The organism is Sphingomonas sp. SAFR-052 (assembly GCF_051965015.1).
In the GTDB taxonomy this organism is placed as follows: domain Bacteria; phylum Pseudomonadota; class Alphaproteobacteria; order Sphingomonadales; family Sphingomonadaceae; genus Sphingomonas.
In genome coordinates, this window is the sequence record NZ_JBQCMO010000009.1 from 86,136 (window position 1) to 101,412 (window position 15,277).

A 15,277-nucleotide genomic window follows, 5' to 3' on the forward strand; every position below is an offset into this window, starting at 1 on the left:
ATTTTTCACTTACAGAACCGTCGGCAGGGGGCCGGATGGCGGGAATCGGATTCAAACTGGCACAGGTGGCACGCGAGGGCGGCGTCGGCGGAATCGTCGGCGCCGCAGCGCATGGTGCGGTCATCAGCGCGGGGCCATGGTTGCTGACCGCTGTGGCGATGGGGCTGCTCGAACATTGGGCGGCGGTGCATCTGCTGCCCGTCGATTCGACGGTGGTGCAGACGGTGCTGATCTATGCGTTCAGCCTGTCGGCGCTGGCGGCGGCGCCGATCGGCATCGTCGCCATCCGTATGGTCGCCGACCGCATCTTCGCGCGCGATGCGGCGGGGATACCGGGGATCGTGCTGCTGGCGCTGGCCGCCGGGGGCGGGATCGGCCTCGCGATCGGTGCGTTCGTGTTCGGGGTGCTGGGCGGATTGCCCTTCGCACAGGCACTGACCGCCACCGTCGCGCTCGCATGGCTGGCGCAGGTGTGGATCGCCGCGCCCATGCTGACAGCGCTCGACCGCTACCGAGTCGTGCCGCTCGCCTATCTCGCTGGCATCGGTGCGGCGGCGGGGGCGCTGTGGCTGTGGCCGCATGGCGAACTGATCGGCGTGCTGCTGGTCATCGCCGGCGGCATCGGGCTGACGCTCGCCGCGATCTTGCTGGTGCTCCGGCGGCATTTCAGCGGCAACGTGGTGCTGCCGCCGCGCGATGCGATGCATCCGCGTCATGCCGGCATCATCGCCCTGGCGGGGATCGCCGGAGTCGCGGCGATCTGGATCGACAAATGGCTGTTGTGGCTCGGCCCGGCGAGCCGGGCGGCGGTCGGTGCGCTGCGGCTGAACCCGATCAACGACGAGGGCAGCTTCCTTGGCCTGCTGACGATCGTGCCGGGGCTGACGCTGTTGCTGATCGTCACCGAAACCCGGTTCGACCGCGCGTTCGGCAGCATGCTGGCGCGCTGTACCGGCACGTCGACGCTGGAGCGGATCGAGGAGGCGCGCGGCGAGGTAATTGCGGTGATGGGCAACAGCCTGCGCCTGCTGGTACTGGTACAGCTGCTGATCGCCGCCTTTGCGTGGGTGCTTGCGGTGCCGTTGTTCGATGCGATCGGCGCCGATGTCCGCGCGATCTTCGCCTTTCGCCAGACATCGGCGGGGGTGGTGTTCCATCTGGTGGTGATCGCGACGACGGTCGTGCTCGCCTATTACGACCTGTTCGGGCGCATCCTGTTCACCTGGGCCAGCTTCGCGCTCGCCAGCGCACTGGCGACCTGGGTCCAGTTCGATGCCGGTTTCGCGGCGTTCGGCTGGGGCTATATGGCCGGCGCAGTCGTGGGGGCGTTCGTTGGCCTCGCGCTGGTCGCGGAGGCAAGCATGGACATGACGTATCTGTTGTTCGTCGGCAACAACCCGGCGGTGGTTGGCCATGGCGGACGCTGGCTGTGATCGGCCGCAGACAGGCGATGTCGCTGGCGGCGGGCACGCTGGCGCTGACTCTCGGGCTGCGGCGCGCGACGTCGGGACAGGTGCGGCAGGGCGGAGATGCGGCGCTGCGTTGGGCGGTCGATTACGGCGCGGCGACCGATCCGGTGTTGGCGCGGGGGTATCAGCTGCTGGTGCTCGAACCGCATCATGCCCGGCCGGTCGCGCCGCTGCGCGGGCCGGGCGCGACGTTGCTCGGCTATGTCAGCCTGGGCGAGGTCGAGAAGCGCCGGCCTTATTTCGCCGCGCTGGAGCGTGCCGGCGCGCTCGGCATCGCCAATCCCGACTGGCCCGATGCCAGGCGCGCGGACCTGCGCCATCCGGCATGGACCGCGGCGGTGCTCGACCAGATCGTCCCGCAAATTCTGCAACTTGGCTATGACGGAATCTTCATCGATACGATGGATAATGCCGAGGCGATGGAACGGCAGGATCCCCAGGGCGCAAACGACATGGTGGCGGCGGGCGCGCGTCTGATCGCCGCGATCCGCGCGCGCTTCCCCGGTATCCGCATCATGCTGAACCGCGGCTATGCCCTGCTCGACCGGGTCGCGGTGTCGATCGACTATGTGCTGGGCGAATCTATGGCGTCGCGCTGGAACTTCGCGACCAAACGCTACGACCTGCTGTCGGACAGCGACTGGACGTGGCAGGCCGACCGGTTGCGCGCGGCCAAGGCGATCAACCCGGCGATGGTCGTCACCACGCTCGATTACTGGGACATGGCCGATACGCGGCAGGTCGCCAACCTCTATGCCCGCGAGCGCGCGGGCGGATTCGCGCCCTATGTGTCGACGCTGGCGCTCGACCGGTTGTGGCCGGAGCCGGCGGGATGAGCGCGCGCGATCAACGCTGGCTGGCGATCGGGGTGCCGATGGTGGCGGGCGGCGGCGTGCTGCTCGCCGCGATCCTGCTGCTGCCCGGCCGGACCGAGGTGCTGCACGTCGAACGCCGCGCGCAGCCGGTGTCGATCGCGCTGCCGCCGCCATTGCCGCTGCCGACGCCCGCCGCCGCACCGCAAGTGCCGGTGCTGGCCGATGCGATCAAGCGTGCCGATGCGAGCGAACTCGCCGCGTTGACCGAAACGTTGCAGGCGGCGGGCCAGAAGGTCACGACGTTGCAGGTCGCCTATGACCTGAAGGCCGCGGGGCGCGGGCCGGTGGCGCTCGCCTATCTGGCGGCGCGGCCCGATGGGCAGGCGGCCGAGACATGGCCGCTGCGCATCGACCTGCTGGCCGAGACCGGACAGCGTGATGCGGCGGCGAGGCTGTTCGACGCGGCGCAGGGCGTGCCGGGGCCGGCGATCGTCGCCGCCGCTTATGCGCTCGACCGGCCCGACCTGCTGCTGGTAGCCGCCGAGCGCGGCACGATCTCGCGGCCCGATGCGGCGCTGTCGCTCGACCTCGCCCGGCGACTGGAGCGGGCGGGGCAGGGGGCGATGATCGCGCGGCTCGACCGGGTCGGCAGCGACTGGCGGCCACGCGATCCATGGCTGGCGATCCGCGTGGCGCAGGCGGCGGGCGACCGGCGTGCGGCGCTGGCGGCGGCGGGGCTGCTGCCCGTCAATCAGCGCGATGCCGCGCGCGAGGCGATCCTGACCCGTGCCGGCGACCGCGCGGGGCTGCGGCAGATGCTGCTCGCCCGCGCGCAGGCGCCCGGTGCCGATGCGCTGCCGATCGCCGAGCAATTGCTGGCGGCGGGCGCGCGCGACGATGCGGTTTCGGTACTGGCGGCGGCGGTGGGGCAGGGGGGTCCCGACGGGCCGGCGGCGCGGCGGCTGCTCTATCTGCTGGGCCCCCGTCCGGGCGCGCGTGACGTCGCATGGCTGCGGCAGAGGACGCTGGCCGGGTCGGGCGCGCAACAGCTCGACTGGATCGCCGCCTATGCCGATCGCGACCGGCCGGGCGAGGCGGCCGCGTTCCTCGCGCGCCATCCACTCGCGGATCGCACGCCGGTGCTGCTCACCCGGTTGCGGCTCGCGCAGGCGGCGGGGGACGATGGTGCGGGGCGGGCGGTGCTGGCTCGGCTGCTCGACGGGCGGGCGCTGTCGGCCGATGCGGTGCGCGCGGCGGGCGATTTCGCACCTCGCAAGCCCGATCCGGCGCAGCTGACGGCCCTGCTGCGCGCCCGCATCGCCACCGGCATCGCCGCGCCGCGCGACCGCATGGATCTGGCGTGGAGCGCGTGGAATGCCGGCGATGCGCCACGCACGGTGCAGCTGCTGCGCGACTATCTGGCGAACGATGGCGACGACCTGCCCGCGCTGCGGCTGATGGCCGATGCGCAGGCGAAGATCGGTGGCGACCGCGCAGCGCGGCCGTGGCTCGAAAAGGCGCTGGCGCAGACGCCTGCCGACAGCCGCGCCTATGCCGAACTGCTCGATCGACTGGGCCGCCGGCGCGAGGCGGTGGCGCTGGTCGAACGGCTGCGGCAGAAGACGCCAGGCGACCGGCAACTGGTCGCGCTGCATGCCCGGCTGTTGATCGCCGACGGCCAGCCCGGCCGCGCGCGGATGCTGTTGTCGCAGCAATGATCGCGGCGCTGATCCTGATCGCGGCCGATACGGGGCCGGTGCTGCGCGTGCCCGCGGGGCTGCTCGCCGACGGCGAAGTGGCGGGTGGCGATCCGCAGCTGGTCTGGCCCGAAGGCGCGACACTGAAGGTCGAGGGCGATGGCGGCGAGATCGTGGTGCGCGCCGACCGCGCGATCGACGAACGCGCGATCGATGCGTTCCGGGGCGCGGCGGGCGATGCGATCGGCGACCTGCGCTGGAACGACGACAGCCTCGTCCTGCGCCCCGCCACCGGGCGCGACCTGCGCTGGCGGCTGACCGGCAACCGGGTGACGATCGGGTTCACCGCGCCCGCTGCCGAACCCGCTCCAGCTGGCGACGACGCCCCCGATCTCGATCCGCAATTGCTCGCGATCGAGGCCGATGTCGCCGCCGGCTATCCGGGCGAGGGGCGCCGGCGGGCCGAGGCGCTCGCCGCAACATACCCGAACGACCGCCGCGTTACCCGCATCCTTGCCGACGCGCGCAGCGCCGATGGCGACGCCGCCGGGGCCACCAGACTGTACCGACAGCTGGGCGCGACCGACCGGACCGCACGGCGCGCGGCGGCCTTCGCCCCCGGCGCGGCATCGGTCGGCGTGACGCTGCGCGACGGCAGCGACCTGTCGCAGGTCGAAAGCGCCGCGCGCGTCGATGTCGCGCTCAACGATCGCACCACGATCGGCGGTGGCGTCCGCCATGTCGCGAGCAGCATCGGCGACGAACGGCGCGGATCGCCGGTGGTCGAGGCGAGCGCGACCGTCCGCGTCGGCGACGAGGCGCGGATGCAGGCGGTGCTGGCCGGCGCGCTTGACAGCGGCGTCACCGGCGGCGGCATCCGCTATGCATCGGGGTCGGCCGAGGGACAGTGGCGCGCCGGGATCACGCTGCACCAGCCCGATTATTCGACCCGCGAACAGGCGCTCTATGATGGCTGGCTGACGCGCGTGTCGGCCGGGGCCACCTATCGCATCGCGCCGGGGCTGGTCGGGCAGATCGATCTCGGCGGCAATCGCTACGGGCTGGCGGGTGCGGACGGCGCGGTCGACACGATCACCCTGGCCGGCGGGATCGATTACATCCGCCGGCGCGGCGGCTTCGCCTTCGGCCTCACCTACCGGCTCGAGGCGGAATATGTGCAGCGCCGCCGAGGCGGCATCGATTTCGCGACGCGCGAGAATCATACGGTGCAGGGGCTGGTGAGCGGTGCGATCGGCGAGGCGCAGCTCACCGGCCTTGCCGGATGGACGGTCGACCGCTTCGGCGGCGACGGTCCCAATGCCAGCCTCGGCCTTGCGCTGCCGGTCGGCGATGCGTGGCGGATCGAGGGCAGCGGCGGGATCAGCTCGGTCACCCGGCCGGGCTTCGCCGGGCAACAGGTGTTCGCGCGCGCCGGGGTGACGCGCGGGCTGGGGAGCGGCCGATGAGCGCGGCATGGCGGCGGTCGCTGCGGATCGCGATGGAACTGGCGGCGGCGTTCGGGGTGCTCCTCGCCTTCGACCGGCTGCTGCTGGACGGCACCGCCTTTTCCGGCATCGCCCCCAACCCGCTGTGGCTGCCGGTGGTGGTCATGGCGCTCGCCTATGGCACTTTTCCCGCGCTGGCGGCGGCGGCCATCGCCAGCACCCTGTGGTTGGCGCTGGGGCACGAACCGGGCAGCGAGCGCGACTATCTCGACCATCTGCTCCATCTGTCGCTGCCGCCGCTCCTGTGGTTCATGGCGGCGGTGGCGATCGGCGAGGTGACCATGGTCCGTGCGCAGCGGCTCGTCCGGCTCGATCGGACCAAGAATATTGCCCGGCGCAACGTCACGCGATTGACCGAGGCATTCCACCAGCTGGTCCACACCAACCGCGCGCTACAGGTACAGGTCGCGACCGACCGGCGCAGCATCGGCCATGTCGTCGCCACCGCCGCGCGGCTCGGCGATGCCGATCCGGCCGAACGCCGCGCTGCGCTGGTCGCGCTGATCGCGCTGGCGGCGCAGACCCGCGACTTCACCTGTTACCGCGTCACCGGCGGCGAGGCGCGGGCATGGCTGCGCGGCGAGGGGGCACAGGCGCGGCTCGACACGCTGCCCGCACCCCTGCTGTCGCTCGCCCAGCGGCGCGGCGCGGCGATCCATGTCGGCCGGGCGAGCGACCGCGAGGCACTGTCCGGGATCGGCATGGTTGCGCTGCCGCTGACCGAGGGCGATCCGGCGCGGCTGATGGCTGTGCTGGTACTGCACGACCTGCCCTTTGCCGCGATGGGCGCGCACCTGCTCGCCGAGCTGAGCGAGATCTGCCGCTGGCTCGGCCCGCTGCTGGTCGAGGAACCGCGCCGCGCCGCGCCGCTGGCGGTACAGCCGCCGGGGATGGTCGCATGAGGGCGGCGATCGTCGCGCTGGCGCTGGCCGACGTGGCGATGCTGGCTTCGGCACCGGTCCTGCCGGGAGCGTTGCTGGTGCTGGCGCATAGCGGCTGTTCGATCGTGGCGATCGTGCTCCGGCTGCGCGACGGGCGGGCGCTGCGTTTCGGTGCGGTCGTGGGCGGGATGATCGCACCGGCCATACTGCTGTTCGGCGATTGGCTGAGCCGCGCGCTGCCCCGGGAGGACCGCGACCCCGCACCGCTGCCCGAACCGGTGGTGCGGCCGAAAGGGGCCCAGCGCGGTGCCAGCCTGACCGTCGCGCGGATGCTCGACGGACGCGTGCTCCATGCCGACGCGCATGCGCTGCATTCGCTGGTCACGGTGATGCGCCATGGTCAGGTCGCCGAGCGGCGCCGTGCGCTCGAAACGGTGGTGCGCTCGTTCGAACCGTCGCTCTCCCCGCTGATCGCGCTGGCGCTGACCGATGGCGACCAGACGATCCGCGCGCTTGCCGCCGCCGCCTCGGCACGGGTCGTGCAGAATCTGGCGACCGGCCGCGCCGCGCTGGAGTCGGCGGGCGGGCCGGAGCGCGATGCGGCGCTTGCGGCGATGCTTGCCGACCATGCGCGCGGCAACGTGCTGCTGTCCGATACCCAGCGCGCGCATCTGCGGGCCGAGGCGCTGGGCCTGATCGGCGACGACCCGCTCGACCCGACCCGGATCGAGGCTCTGTGGGCGGCGGGCGATTATGCCGCGATCGACGCGATCGTCGAACAGCTGCCGGTCGTGGAGACGACGCACGATCCCTTCGCCCGCGCGACCCGCTGGTGGCGGGGCCAGACGATCGAGCATCGGCCGTGAACGCGCGGATCAACACCGGCCCGCCCGCCGATATCTGCCTGATCGTCGAGGGGGCATACCCCTATGTCGTCGGCGGCGTGTCGGGGTGGTTGCAGGACCTCATCACCCATCTGCCCGAAATCCGCTTCGCGATCGTCGCGATCAAGCCGTCGTCCGCCCCGCTGGCGATGCAGCTGACCCCGCCCGACAATGTCGTCGAACTGGTCGAGATCGCGCTCGCCCCCGAAGCGACGATGCCGCGCGGCTATCCGGCGGCACAGGCACAGGCGATCGCCGATGCGCTGATCGATTTCGTCGGCGGGGGCGGGGCGGGGACGCTGGGCAGGCTGATCGAACTGATCGACGGGGGCAGGCACGCGCTGACGCCGGGCGACATCCTCGCCCATCCCGCGACCTTCGCCCGGTTGCGCCGCCATTACCAGGCGCTGCTGCCCAAGGCGTCGTTCCATCATTATTTCTGGGCGATGCGGGTGCTGTTAGGCGGATTGCTGGCGGTGCTGACCGCGCCGCTGCCCAAGGCGCGCGCCTATCACACCATCTCGACCGGCTTTGCCGGCTTGCTCGCGGCACGCGCGGCCCAGGTCAGCGGCCGGCCCGCCTTCATCACCGAACATGGCATCTATCTGCTCGAGCGGCAGATCGAGGTGATGATGGCCGAATGGATCGGCGACCAGGTCGATACCGGCCTCGCCATGGACCGCACCGTCAACGACCTGCGCGACCTGTGGGTGCGCGCCTTCACCAGCTATGCCGGCGCCTGTTACGATGCCTGCGACCCGATCGTCGCCCTGTACGGCGACAACAATGCGGTGCAGCGGCGACTGGGGGCGGCGCCCGATCGGGTGCGGGTGATTCCCAACGGCATCGACGCGCGGCGCTTTTCGCACTTGGCCGACGCGCGCGATCCCGAGCATCCGCTGGTTGCGCTATTGGGGCGGGTGGTGCCGATCAAGGATATCAAGACCTTCGTCCGCGCCTGCGCCATCGCCCACGCCGAAAAGCCGCATTTACGCTTCGTCGTCCTGGGGCCGGAGGACGAGGACCCCGAATATGCCGCCGAGTGCAACCAGCTGGTCAGCGACCTCGGGCTGAACGCCGTGCTGCACTTCGCCGGGCGGGTGCGGATCGAGGACTGGATGAACCGCATCGACCTGCTCGTGCTGACCAGCCTGTCCGAAGCACAACCGCTGGTGATTTTGGAAGGGGGCGCGTGCGGCATCCCGGTCGTCGCGCCCGATGTCGGCAGCTGCCGCGAGATGATTGAGGGGCGGGGCCCGCATGACCCGGGCCATGGCGGCATCGTCACGCCACTGGTCAATCCGCAGGCGACCGCTGCGGGCATCTGCGCCATCGCCGGCGAACCCGCGGTCCGCTGGGAAATGGGCGAAGCGATGCGCCGCCGGGTGCTGCGCGATTACGACCACCCGACGATCATCGGGTCATATCGCGCATTATATGGCGAGTTGGTCGGGCAGTAGGGAAGTCCCCCACCTAATCGAACCCGTTCGGTTCGAGCAGCTTCGAGCGAAGTCGAGAAGCGCCCGTCGAGAACGGGCCGCTTGCGGCAACCCCTTCTCGACTTCGGTTCTCGACAGGCTCGAACCTCCGCTCGAAGCGAACGGAGAGGGTAAGTCAGGTCTTACGACAGCTTCTTGCCCCGGAGCGTGTTCAGCACCGCGATCGCCGCCACGCCGGCCAGCGCCGCGCTGGTCCACGGACGCTCCTTGGCGAAACCCTTCGCCTTGTCGGCGATCGGCGCATCACCGCCGAAATGCTTCCTGAACGCATCGGTCAGCTTGGTCTTGCCGTTCGAGACAGGGACATCGCGGTGGTTGACGAGCGTATCGGTCATGGTTTCACTCCTGATGCTGGGGTTCGGCGGTCGTAACGCGCATCGCCATCAGAAGTTCAGCCGCACCCCCAGCGCATAGCGCGGACCATAGGTTTCGAACGTAATCACCCGTTCCTTGTACACCGAATAGAGGAACGTCTTTTCGTTGAACAGATTGAGCCCCTGCGCGAACAACGTCACCTGATCGTTCAGCGCATAGTTGATGCTCGCGTCCCAGATGCCATAGGCATCGACATTGACCGGCTGTCCGCGGTTACCCTGCTGCGTCTGTTCGTACGCATTGCGATAGTTATACGCGATACGCGCTTGCAACGGTCCCTTTTCATAGAAGGCGACCGCGTTGTACGTCGTCGCATCGGGTTCGACGAGGCTAATATTGGCCTGCACCCCCAGCCCGTCGAGTGGTGCTGGCAGGCCGGTAAAGGTATATTGCCCCGAAAATTCGATGCCGCGATAACTGCGGCTGCCGATATTTTCCGGCCGCGTCCGCCGGAAATCCAATCCGAGCAGCTGGATCGTCGAGGTGACCGATTCCGAGATATTGTTCAGATCCTTGGCGAACAGCGCGACGCTCAGGAAGCTGGAGCGGTCGAGATACCAGGTCAGCGCCGCATCGTAATTCCACCCGATCATCGGCTCCAGCCCCGGATTGCCATCGGTGATCGCCCGTTCGCGCGGACGCGGGTTGATGTTGCGGATGAGCAGCAGGTCGGACAGCGTCGCGCGGGTCAGCGTCTTGGCGACCGCCGCCTGCAGCACCACGTCCTCGAACACGTCGATCTTGAAATTGGCGCTGGGCAGCCACTGCGCATAGGAGCCGGTCTCGCGGATCGGCTGCGGCGCGGACAGGTTGACGATCGGATCGCCGCCCGGCGGGGCGGGGGTGATGCTGACGATCTCCTGCCCGAACCCGCGCGAGATCACGTCGGTGCGGGTATAGCGCACCCCGATATTGCCCGACCATGCCCGCGACCCGAAATCGCCGCCGAACGTCGCCTGGACATAGCCGCCGATCGTTCGCTCCTGCGCCGACCCGCTATTGCCCGGCACCGGAATAACCGCGAAGCTGCCGCCATTGGCCGCCAGCGCCGCGCGCGCCGCCGCCGGATTGGCAAGCTGGTTGATCGCCGCGTCGCTGAGCAGGTAGCTTGCCAGATCGGCCGCGGCATAGGTCGGATAGGCGCTGTCGAACATGCCGGTGCCGAGGAAGTTGGTCGCCTCCGCCGGCCGCCCGAACACGCTCTGCGGCACGCCGACGCCCGCCCCGCAATACAGGCATTGCAGCGCATCGGGCGTCTTGAACGAGAAACGCGATTTCTTGCGGTCCGAGAAGTTATAGCCGCCCGAAATCCGCGTCAGGATACCCATATCGGCATCCCATTTCAGGTTCGCATTGCCCTGATAGATCTCGTCCTCGACGCTGACCCCCTCGTACGTCAGGAACCCGGCCTTCGCGTTCGACGTGTCGAGGATGTTGCCAAGCCCCGTATAGACCGGCATCCCCGTCGGCCCGATCGCAAACCGCACGCCCGCAGGCGAATAGCTGGGCGTGGCGAGGTTGCTTTCGAACCATGCCTGATTACCGCCGGTATCGTCGCTCGCCTTCGACCACGAGAAATCGACCGTGCCGCTCAACCGGTCGGACGGGTTCCACGCCAGATTGGCCCCGGCCTGATAGGTGGTGGCAAGCCGCGGGCGCACCTGGTTGGTGATGTTCGGGCCGGAGGCGATGCCGGTATAGCTGGTGATGGTGTTGTTCGCATCGACCGTCGCGGCGGTGATGTCACCCGGCCCGCCATAGACGAAGAACACCTTGTTATCGTCATTGACGTCCAGCTTCGAATACAGGCCGTCGAGCGTGAACAGCAACGTATCGCTTGCCCGCCACTGCGCGGTCAGCAGCCCCGACAGCCGCTTGCGGTTGGTGCGGTTGGTGCCCCATTCGACATAGGTCGGCAGCGACACACCGGTGAATTCCGCCGTCCCGTCCTTGTTCAGGTCGAGCGACTGGTTCGCTTCCCACCCGTCGGTGAAGATGCGCTTCCCCTCGATCTTGCGGTCGATGTACGAGAAGGCGCCGAGGATGCCGAAATCGCCATCGCCGAAGGTCGTGCTGAACAGCCCCGAGGCTTGCGGCGAGAATTGCCCGCGAATCTTGTCGTAATTGGCCTGTCCCGACAGCGAGACCTTGGTCCCCGAAAAGTCGAACGGCCGCGCGGTGTACATGTCGACCGTCGCGGCGATGCCGCCCTCGATCTGCGCCGCGGTCGGCGTCTTGGACACGTCGACGCGGTTGATCAGTTCGGCGGGTAATATGTCGAAGCTGAACTCGCGCCCCTGATTCTCGGTCGCGAGGATGCGGCCATTGTACAGCGCGCTGCTGAACGCCGGCCCCAGCCCGCGCACGGTGATGAACTGCCCCTCGCCATTGTCGCGCGAGATGGTGACGCCGGGAATGCGCTGGATCGCCTCGGCGATATTCTGGTCGGGCAGCTTGCCGATATCGTCGGCGACGATCGAATCGAGGATGTTGTCGGCATTGCGCTTGATATCGGTCGCGCGGCGCAGGCTCTCGCGCAGGCCCGTGACGATGATCTCGCCGTCGTCGGCGGCGTTCGTTGCGTCCTGCACCGGGGCCGCGGGCGGCGCCGGATTGTCGGCCCCCTGCGTCTGCGCTGTGGCGGGGGTAGTGGCCAAAACGGTGGCCATCCCGGCCATCGCAAGCAAGCGGAACCGCGTATCGGGTTTCATGCCGAATCCTCTCCCTATGGCTTCCGGTCCGTGGCCATTCGTGCGGCCATTATTCGCGGAAGTGGTGGGCAGGTTTAACGATCAACCTGCCCAGGAGCAAGCGGGTACGTGCGGCAGCGTACTGAGATTGCCGAAGAATCATGGGCATTGGGCCGTCGTTCCCCCGGCCATTTGGAGGAGGGCGACAATGATGGTATATGCATGGCATATCCATTCGAGGGTCGAAGATGGCCGAACCCGCGCCGAACCGCGACATTCGCGAAGCCAAGCTATTCCGCAACAACCGTAGTCAAGCGGTCCGCATCCCCGCGGAATTCGAATTTCCAGGTAGCCGGGTACTGATCCACAAGGAGGGCGCGCGACTGATTATCGAACCGAAGCCGCGTCCCGACCTGCTCGAGACGCTGCGGTCGCTCCGCGACCTCGATCCGGCCGATGCGCTGCCCGACGATCTCGATGCCACGCTGTTGCCGCTTAAGGACATCGATCTTTGAGCAGGTCGCGCTACATGCTCGACACCAATATCGTGTCCGATCTGGTCCGCCATCCGCACGGCAAGGTGTTCGAGCGGATCGCGAACATCGGCAGCGATGCCGTCTGCATTAGCATCATCACCGCTGCCGAAATGCGTTACGGTTGCGCAAAGAAGGCCTCGATCCGTCTGACGACGCAGGTCGAAGCGATCCTCGACAGCCTCGACATATTGCCCTTCGACGTACCCGGCGACGCTCGCTATGGCCATATCCGCTCCGCACTGGAGGTGGCAGGCACGCCGATCGGCCCCAACGATTTGCTGATCGCCGTGCATGCCGATACGGTCGGCGCGACGCTGGTTACCGACAATGTCCGCGAATTTGCGCGGGTAGCGACGCTCCGCGTCGAGAACTGGCTATCGTAACCGGCGAACGCTGCGCCCGATCGTCAGATCGACTGCCACACCGCATAGCCCAGCAGCAGCACCGAAGCCGCCGCCGACATGCCGACCAGCAGATAGCCGATATAGGTCAGCATCGCCGGATTGGGCCGCTCCATCCGCTTGTTGCGCGCCGCGCCCGACAGCACGAAGCTCGCCAACAACCCATAGGTGAACACCGCCGTCTCGACCATCGCCCGCTTGTCCCATGCTGCCTGTGCGGGTCGGCCCCCCGGCTCACCGCTGCTTGACCTAAATCATAGCTAACGACGGCTGACAAATGGTTAAGATGGAACCGAACGCTCGGATAAGGCGTTTTGTCGTGTTGGCTTGGTGAAATCGCTTCGATCAGGTGCAAGCGGCGCCTTCTACAACGCCACCCCATCCGCACCGAACACCAGCACCCGTGCCGGATCGGCGTACAGCGTCACCGCGCCGGTGACCGCGTGATGCCCGTCGAGTTTCGCGCGAAACTCCCCGCCTGCCGCCAGTTGGCCATAGAGATAGGTCGAATGGCCCAGCGCCTCGACCGCCTCGACGATCATCGGCAGGGGAACGCCGCCGGCACCAGCGTCCAGCCGCAGATGCTCGGGCCGCAGCCCCAGCGTCACCCGCTCACCTGCCGCCGGCCCTTCGACATCGCAGGCGATGCGCACGCCCCCGGCCAGTTCGAACAGCGTCGCCGCGCCATCGCGTGCCACGACCACCGCGTCGAGCAGGTTGATGCGCGGACTGCCGATGAACCCGGCGGTGAAGACGTTGGCCGGCCGGTCATAGATTTCCAGCGGAGTGCCGACCTGCGCGATCCGTCCTTGATCGAGGATCACGAGCCGGTCGGCCAGCGTCATCGCCTCGACCTGATCGTGCGTCACATAGATCATCGTCGCGCCCAATCGCCGATGCAGCGCCGCCAGTTCGTGCCGCATCCGCACCCGCAGATCGGCGTCGAGGTTGGACAGCGGTTCGTCGAACAGGAAGATCGCCGGATCGCGCACGATCGCCCGACCGATCGCGACCCGTTGCCGCTGCCCGCCCGACAATTGGTGCGGCATCCGGTCGAGCAGGGCCCCCAGTTCGAGGATCGTCGCCGCATGGTCGACGGCCTGCGCGATCGCCGCCTTGGGCGTGCGGATATTCTTCAGCCCGAACGCCAGATTCTCGCGCACGGTCATGTGCGGGTAGAGCGCGTAGGACTGGAACACCATCGCCACCCCGCGATCGGCCGCAGGCGCGCGGGTCACGTCGCGCGCGCCGATGCGGATCGTACCCTCGTCCACGCTTTCGAGGCCGGCGATCATCCGCAGCACCGTCGACTTGCCGCAGCCCGACGACCCGACCAGCACGACGAACTCGCCCGATCGTACGTGCAAGTCGATGCCGCGGATCGTTTCGACCCCCTCATAGGACTTGCCGAGCCCTTCGAGCACCAGCGAGGTCATGCGCCGGCTCCTTCCCATGCCGTCGCGCTGCTGTCGCCAATTACGAACGCGGCATCGATGGCGATGGGCGCGACACCGCCCTCGCTGTCGCACAGCAGCCGTTCGGCGGCCTTGCGTCCCTTCTCGAACGCATTCTGCCGCACCGTGGTCAGCCGCAGGCCCCCCGCCGCGCGGCCCGGCGGGTCGATCCCGTCATAGCCGGTCACCGACATCCGTCCCGGCACCGGCCGCCCGATCGCCGCGCACGCCGCGATCACGCCATGCGCCAACCGGTCGGAAAAGCAGACGATCGCGGTCAGGTCGCGTTGCCGCTGCAACAGCCGCTCGACCGCGCGCGCGCCGCCTTCCTCCGAATTCAGCGTCTCGCACACCAGCACGGTCTCTTGCGCGATGCCGGCGGCGTCGAAGGCGTCGCGACAGCCGAGGATACGTTCGTGGACGACGTAATTCTCGTCGGAGAAATCGCGGTCGAGGCCGTAGATCTCGCCGTGATTCTCGGTCCAGGGAAAGGTGACGATCGCGATCCGGCGATGGCCGAGCGCCAGCAGGTGCGACACCACCTGCCGCATCATCGCCCGGTCGTTGGTCAGTACGCTCGGCAGCCCCGGCGCGTCGAAATCGACGACCACCGTCGGCAACCCCCGCGCGAGTGCTTTCCGGATCGTCGGATTGCTCTTGTACGGGGCGTTCAGGATATAGCCGTCGACAATGGCGGTGAGGGTATCGAGCCGTTCGGGATGCTTGTCCTTCAGCGGGATCAGGACGATGTTGGCGCCTTCCTCCTCGCACACCGACGATATGCCGCGCAGGAACGCGATGTCGTGCGGATCGGTGAAGGCATAGCTCAGCTGGTCGTTGAACAGCACCCCGATCGCGCCGCACCGCCCGGTCCGGAGCGAGCGGGCGGCGGGGTTCGGCCCCTCATAGTGCAAACTTCGCGCATGGGCGAAGATGCGGTCGCGCAGCGCCGGCGACACCTTGGCCGGGTTGTTATAGGCGTTGGACACCGACGTATGGGTGATCCCCAGATCGGCCGCGATCGATTTCAGGGTGGCACGTTTCGCGCGGGCCATGGCTTCCTCTCCGGGC

The 15,277-nt window shown here is 68.5% G+C and carries 14 protein-coding genes; 9 read left to right on the forward strand and 5 right to left on the reverse strand.

The window, feature by feature from the left end:
• Positions 1-35: 35 nt before the first annotated feature.
• The 7 genes from pelG to pelF are packed head-to-tail and all read left to right on the forward strand — an operon-like array spanning position 36 to position 8,711.
• Complete coding sequence (gene pelG / locus ACTHQV_RS15300; protein ID WP_440491480.1) at positions 36-1,433, forward strand: exopolysaccharide Pel transporter PelG; 1,398 nt, start codon at positions 36-38, stop codon at positions 1,431-1,433.
• Complete coding sequence (locus tag ACTHQV_RS15305; RefSeq protein ID WP_440491481.1) at positions 1,430-2,305, forward strand: endo alpha-1,4 polygalactosaminidase; 876 nt, start codon at positions 1,430-1,432, stop codon at positions 2,303-2,305. The genes pelG and ACTHQV_RS15305 overlap by 4 nt, the downstream gene beginning before the upstream one ends.
• The gene (locus ACTHQV_RS15310) at positions 2,302-4,002 is read left to right on the forward strand and encodes a hypothetical protein (RefSeq protein ID WP_440491483.1); all 1,701 of its coding nucleotides are present in this window, start codon (positions 2,302-2,304) and stop codon (positions 4,000-4,002) included. The genes ACTHQV_RS15305 and ACTHQV_RS15310 overlap by 4 nt, the downstream gene beginning before the upstream one ends.
• Positions 3,999-5,447: a hypothetical protein gene (locus ACTHQV_RS15315; protein ID WP_440491484.1), complete on the forward strand. Its 1,449-nt coding sequence runs from the start codon at positions 3,999-4,001 to the stop codon at positions 5,445-5,447. The genes ACTHQV_RS15310 and ACTHQV_RS15315 overlap by 4 nt, the downstream gene beginning before the upstream one ends.
• On the forward strand, positions 5,444-6,388 hold the full coding sequence (locus tag ACTHQV_RS15320; protein ID WP_440491486.1) for a hypothetical protein: 945 nt from the start codon (positions 5,444-5,446) through the stop codon (positions 6,386-6,388). The genes ACTHQV_RS15315 and ACTHQV_RS15320 overlap by 4 nt, the downstream gene beginning before the upstream one ends.
• Positions 6,385-7,233 (forward strand): hypothetical protein, encoded by an 849-nt coding sequence (locus ACTHQV_RS15325; protein ID WP_440491487.1) that lies wholly within the window; start codon positions 6,385-6,387, stop codon positions 7,231-7,233. Before ACTHQV_RS15320 ends, ACTHQV_RS15325 begins: the two co-directional genes overlap by 4 nt.
• Positions 7,230-8,711, forward strand: a complete 1,482-nt coding sequence (pelF, locus tag ACTHQV_RS15330) for a GT4 family glycosyltransferase PelF (protein WP_440491489.1) — start codon at positions 7,230-7,232, stop codon at positions 8,709-8,711. The genes ACTHQV_RS15325 and pelF overlap by 4 nt, the downstream gene beginning before the upstream one ends.
• Before the next feature lie 161 nt (positions 8,712-8,872).
• On the opposite strand, the gene ACTHQV_RS15335 is transcribed toward pelF, so the two are convergent.
• Both ACTHQV_RS15335 and ACTHQV_RS15340 read right to left on the reverse strand, forming a co-directional pair.
• Positions 8,873-9,085, reverse strand: a complete 213-nt coding sequence (locus tag ACTHQV_RS15335) for a hypothetical protein (protein WP_440491491.1) — start codon at positions 9,083-9,085, stop codon at positions 8,873-8,875.
• A gap of 48 nt (positions 9,086-9,133) precedes the next feature.
• Positions 9,134-11,836 (reverse strand): TonB-dependent receptor, encoded by a 2,703-nt coding sequence (locus ACTHQV_RS15340; RefSeq protein ID WP_440491493.1) that lies wholly within the window; start codon positions 11,834-11,836, stop codon positions 9,134-9,136.
• A 227-nt stretch (positions 11,837-12,063) separates the two neighbouring features.
• Here ACTHQV_RS15340 and ACTHQV_RS15345 point away from each other — a divergent pair, with 227 nt between their 5' ends.
• Together ACTHQV_RS15345 and ACTHQV_RS15350 are read left to right on the forward strand one after the other, a co-directional pair.
• A complete protein-coding gene (locus ACTHQV_RS15345; protein ID WP_440491494.1) occupies positions 12,064-12,330 on the forward strand; it encodes an antitoxin in 267 nt (88 codons plus the stop codon).
• Complete coding sequence (locus tag ACTHQV_RS15350) at positions 12,327-12,734, forward strand: type II toxin-antitoxin system VapC family toxin (protein ID WP_440491496.1); 408 nt, start codon at positions 12,327-12,329, stop codon at positions 12,732-12,734. The genes ACTHQV_RS15345 and ACTHQV_RS15350 overlap by 4 nt, the downstream gene beginning before the upstream one ends.
• Positions 12,735-12,757: 23 nt before the next feature.
• Here ACTHQV_RS15350 and ACTHQV_RS15355 read toward each other — a convergent pair whose 3' ends face one another.
• The 3 genes from ACTHQV_RS15355 to ACTHQV_RS15365 all read right to left on the reverse strand — a co-directional run bounded on the left by ACTHQV_RS15355 (position 12,758) and on the right by ACTHQV_RS15365 (position 15,261).
• The gene (locus ACTHQV_RS15355) at positions 12,758-12,943 is read right to left on the reverse strand and encodes a hypothetical protein (protein ID WP_440491497.1); all 186 of its coding nucleotides are present in this window, start codon (positions 12,941-12,943) and stop codon (positions 12,758-12,760) included.
• Positions 12,944-13,117: 174 nt separating this feature from the next.
• Positions 13,118-14,188: an ABC transporter ATP-binding protein gene (locus tag ACTHQV_RS15360; protein WP_440491499.1), complete on the reverse strand. Its 1,071-nt coding sequence runs from the start codon at positions 14,186-14,188 to the stop codon at positions 13,118-13,120.
• Positions 14,185-15,261: a LacI family DNA-binding transcriptional regulator gene (locus ACTHQV_RS15365; RefSeq protein WP_440491501.1), complete on the reverse strand. Its 1,077-nt coding sequence runs from the start codon at positions 15,259-15,261 to the stop codon at positions 14,185-14,187. The genes ACTHQV_RS15360 and ACTHQV_RS15365 overlap by 4 nt, the downstream gene beginning before the upstream one ends.
• Positions 15,262-15,277 lie beyond the last annotated feature (16 nt).